This window comes from Clostridia bacterium (genome assembly GCA_028698525.1).
Lineage (GTDB): Bacteria > Bacillota > Clostridia > JAQVDB01 > JAQVDB01 > JAQVDB01.
In genome coordinates this window covers 1-4,544 of sequence record JAQVDB010000106.1, presented here as the reverse complement: position 1 = coordinate 4,544, position 4,544 = coordinate 1, and the positions used below count along the sequence as shown (strand labels likewise).

Sequence of the window (4,544 nt, the reverse complement as noted above, 5' to 3'; positions counted from 1 at the left end):
CGGAAGTCGAACTTTAAACGTAGTACCTTCTCTCTGATTGCTTTCTACCGTTATAGTTCCTCCATGTTTTGATATGATATTGTCCACTATGTATAGACCCAATCCGTTTCCTCCCTTGCCTTTAGTGGTAAAACCAGGCTTAAATATTTCATCTATTTGATTTTTATCTATTATAGGTCCTTTATTATTGACTGAAAACACATGGTATATATCATCATCGAACACATCAACTTCTATAATCCTCATTTCCTCAGGTAAATCTTTACATGCATCAATAGCATTATCAATAATATTGCTCAATATTGCAGATAATTCCCAATCCTTAAGTTTTATCCTCTCAAGATCTGAATCAATTTCAAAGCTGATATCAATACCATAGTCTTCTGCTTTTTTGATCTTGGATTGGAGTAACGCATTTAGTATTGCATTCTCTGTCTTTATAACGCTATTAATGCTTTTTATCTCACTATAGAGATCTATTATATATCTTTGGGCTTCTTCTTTCTTGTTTAATTGAAGCAGACTATATATTACCTGAATATGATTTATAAAATCATGTCTTTGAGCTTTTAACGTTAGATTTAATTTTTTAACATTTTCATAGCTCGACCTTTTTGTATGGTTATCTATCTGCCGATTTTTAGCTAAGTGCCGACTGTTCAAAAATATTATTTCAAAAATACATGTCATTGCAAATATGGCAACTAATGGTAAATAATGTGTTGTTTCAGCTGTTTTAAAAAAGTGTATAGCAAAAGACAATAAAGTAATTATCTGAAATAATTTAGTGATAATTATGATCTTTATTGCTTTATTTGTTTTCATAGATATATCCCTTCTTTGCAAATTATGTATTATTTTTCCCAGCTCCTTAATTTTTAAATTCGACAAAAACTCTACTTTCCCTTTTTTTATGAATATTTTTCGTATCTTGTATATAAGATGAAAAAATAAAAAAAGGATATACTTCAAAGTACATCCTTTTTTATCATGCATTTATTTCTCGACTTTATTATTCTTTCCCACTTTTTATCGCCCAAAGGCCTATCAAAACTCCTGAACCTTGCTAGCTCAAATCCGTGTTTTTCAGCAAGTTCTCTAGTAAACAATATATTTTTCAAAGATATTCCAGAAGCCCCGATACTTGTATTTTTATAATGCTTCTCTAAGGCTAACATAATGGTTTCTGACATACAAGCGTAGGCCTGACCCACATCAAATCCAAAATCCCATCCTAGGTCAGCATTGCCGGGAACTTGTATTACTCCTCCATCTATAGCTAAAACATCGGGTCTAGTTTTTTCCACCTCTTCACTTACATTGGCAGGCCTTGACATATCACAGACTATTGCCCCTATTTTTAAATTAGCTGGCGTTATCAACTTGCCTACACTGCTGGTAGCACTTATAACTACATCGGCTAAAGGCAGCACTTCATTTACTGATGTAGAAATTATCACTGGGCTTTCTTTTCTATCATAGGATTTAACAAATTCTATAAAGCTTTGCAAAGGCTGATCATAATCAGGTAGAAAACCACATTTGGATAATTTATCTCCTATGCTGCCTGGGTCAAATGTTACTCCTTGGTGAATCAAAGTTGAAATATGTTTACATACCTCGGCAGCAACTCTATACAATCTAGCATAACTGGATCTTCTATTCCTCGGATTCCCTACCAATATCAACTTAGAAACATTTTCAGATATGAGTATAGATGTCCCTTTTCCTATAGAACCTGTAGCCCCAACTACTGCCGCTACAGATTCACTGGGGTTCTGGTTTAATTTTTTTAGTGCGGCAGTCACAGAGTCTACCGCTGTAACCACTGTATAACTATTACCTGTAGTTATTGGTATGCCTTGATCCTTTAAATACAATCCACCCATAGAAACAACAGATGTATACGCACCTAAACCTACAATACCTGCCCCTCTGCTCTTTGCAAGCTTTAATGCACTTTTAAGTTCATCTAACACCTGTTGTCTGGGAGAATTGATAAGCTGTTCTGTAGTTTTAGGTATGACAATAAACTCACCATAAGCCTTGCTGCCACATTTTGAAATAATTCTTGTTTTACCCACCACAAAAGGGTCTACCATTTGGTTCCATTTTTCAGTAAGATCGTTCAACTCACTTTCTGAATAGGCTGAAAGACTTTTATCAAAATCCATATAATTCTTAAGGTCTAAGGGATGAACAATAAATGCAAACCTTCCTTCGTCATTTTCAGAAGGAGATACATTAGGGTATTCCCTATGAACAAAGTTCTCGTAATCTCTATGTTTAGCTTCTCCATCATCTACTAAAAATGATAATAATTTAGCTGTATTCCCTTGGTTTAAAACTTCTAACGCATTCTCTATTCCTTTCAATGCACGGAATATCTGTTCCCGGTTTATTATCAACGGAGGTTCTATTCTTATTACATTTGCTCCATTCAGTGTAGGTGCAACCCTTACGCATTCTCTGTTGAGCAAAAAACTGGATATAATAGGGGTTAACAATTCTTGTTCTGCCATGATGCCTATCAGACTTCCAGGGAAAGTATCCTTTGTAATGCTAAACTCTATTCCCAACATTAAACCTTGACCTCTGATAGACTTGATTATCTTAGGATATTTTTGTTTTAACTTGATCAGGCCATCTTTAAAAATTTGCCCTTTAATTCTCACATCTTCAATCAGACTTCCTCCATTATCCAAAAGTATATCAAGTGCCTTCAGACCCACTCTACAGGCCATAGTATTAGCAGCAAAAGTTGAAGAATGTTTTTCAGCAAACTCTTCGTTGTATACTTGTTCTGTACACAGGCATGCCCCTATGGGCATAATCCCTCCACCAAGTGCCTTGGCGATTAATAATAGATCCGGATTTACTCCTTGTCTTTGGCATGCAAAAAGTTTTCCAGTCCTCCCAAGACCTGTCTGTATCTCATCAAATATAAGCAAAACTCCATATTTATCACATATCTCTCTCACGCCTGCAAGATATCCTTCAGGAGGTTCTATTATTCCACCTTCTCCCTGTATAGGTTCTACTATAAATGCTGCAAAATATTCAGGATTATCCTTTAACTTTTTCTCCAATGCTTCTAAATTTCCATAATCCACATAATTAAACCCTTCTACCGGTGCTCCAAACTCTTTTTGATATGTTTCTTTGCCAGTAGCTGATAGAGCACCTAGTGTCTTACCATGAAAACTATTATTGGTGGCAAGAATGCCCAGCTTGCCTGATGCAGAACGACATAGTTTTATCGCCGCCTCCACTGTCTCTGTTCCACTATTTGTAAAAGTCACATATCTTAAATTGCCCGGTGCATTCTCTATTAATTTTTTGCCTAATTCTCCTGCAGCATTCAAAGCAGATGGCTGTACAAAGCTAGGTTCCATCGAATTGTGTATTTGGTGTATACATTCCCATATATCAGGATGATTATATCCAAACGGAAGAGCTCCATATGCAGCTATACAATCTAAATACTCATTCCCTTCCGAATCATATAAATAGCAACCTTCTCCTCTTATATAACTTTTATCCATTTTGATATCTTCCAATAATTTTCCTAGATGAGGATTAACATATTCCCTATAAGGATGCATAAAATTCCTCCATTCATTTTTGTGAACAATATGTGCACATCTACTTGACTATTTTATCGTTTTATTATAAAAAAATCAACAAAATTTTGAAATTATATATGTATATTTTGCTGCTATAAAATCAAAATCCATATTTGGGCTTACAAATTATCTCCATAATTTTAGTATCCAATATATTATTAGCATGAGCCGGTTTTATTATTATAGCAGTATCTGCCCCTCTCCCAGTACCACCTATAGCAACTATAGGCTCACCAAAAGGTATGAGACCTGCGTCCAGCGCCATTACACTTATTTCCACACAAACCTTTACGCCCTGTCCAAACATCCTTAAAGTATGTGCAATAATCTCTACAGGGTAGATACCACCAAACTTATTACTCAAACCTCTTTCAGCACCTGATAAAATATGAGATGTAGATAAAACTTTAATTCCACTTTTTCTTATTTGCTGGTCCACACTATCATCCATCAAATTCTTTCCAGATTTTTTAAAACCATATGCATATTTTACACAAACTCTGTTATAAGAATGCAAATCTTTCAAAAAATTTGCGGTATAACCAGTGCTGGATGCAAAAACTATGTTTTTTATACTTTGCTGTTCTGCTGCTTTTAAGGCATATTCTATTGTTTTTTCAGTGTTTAATTTACCAATATTCTCAAAATACATTCTCATCTACCTCTCTTTTTATTTTGCTTTTAAAACTCAATGTTTTATGTCTCTTAATTTTATTTTTAATATTACTTAGCCATCCGCTTTATATCCGTTATAATGAATATAACATAATTAATATAATGAAAAATTAGAAATATATATATAGTATTTTAATTTATATTTTTTTATTATACAATAGTGGTAATATGGAATATGGATTTAACAATATATGATAATATCTAAATCTACTTAACTGGGAGGATTTTTTAAAATGAACGAAA

General features: G+C 34.0%; 3 protein-coding genes. All 3 read right to left on the bottom strand.

Annotated features, from left to right (window positions below; translation table 11 throughout):
• Positions 1 to 825, bottom strand: an 825-nt coding sequence (locus PHP06_10625; protein MDD3840995.1) for an ATP-binding protein, incomplete at its 3' end; no start/stop codon positions are given.
• A 143-nt stretch (positions 826 to 968) separates the two neighbouring features.
• Entirely contained in the window at positions 969 to 3,605 is a 2,637-nt protein-coding gene (locus PHP06_10620) for an aminotransferase class III-fold pyridoxal phosphate-dependent enzyme (GenBank protein ID MDD3840994.1), read from the bottom strand.
• 121 nt (positions 3,606 to 3,726) lie between these two features.
• On the bottom strand, positions 3,727 to 4,278 hold the full coding sequence (locus tag PHP06_10615) for a pyruvate kinase alpha/beta domain-containing protein (protein MDD3840993.1): 552 nt from the start codon (positions 4,276 to 4,278) through the stop codon (positions 3,727 to 3,729).
• Positions 4,279 to 4,544 lie beyond the last annotated feature (266 nt).

Excerpts from the sequence above, each read along its gene's own strand:
- PHP06_10620 (MDD3840994.1), bottom strand. The coding sequence starts at position 3,605 with ATGCATCCTTATAGGGAATATGTTAATCCTCATCTAGGAAAATTATTG.
- PHP06_10615 (MDD3840993.1), bottom strand. The coding sequence starts at position 4,278 with ATGTATTTTGAGAATATTGGTAAATTAAACACTGAAAAAACAATAGAA.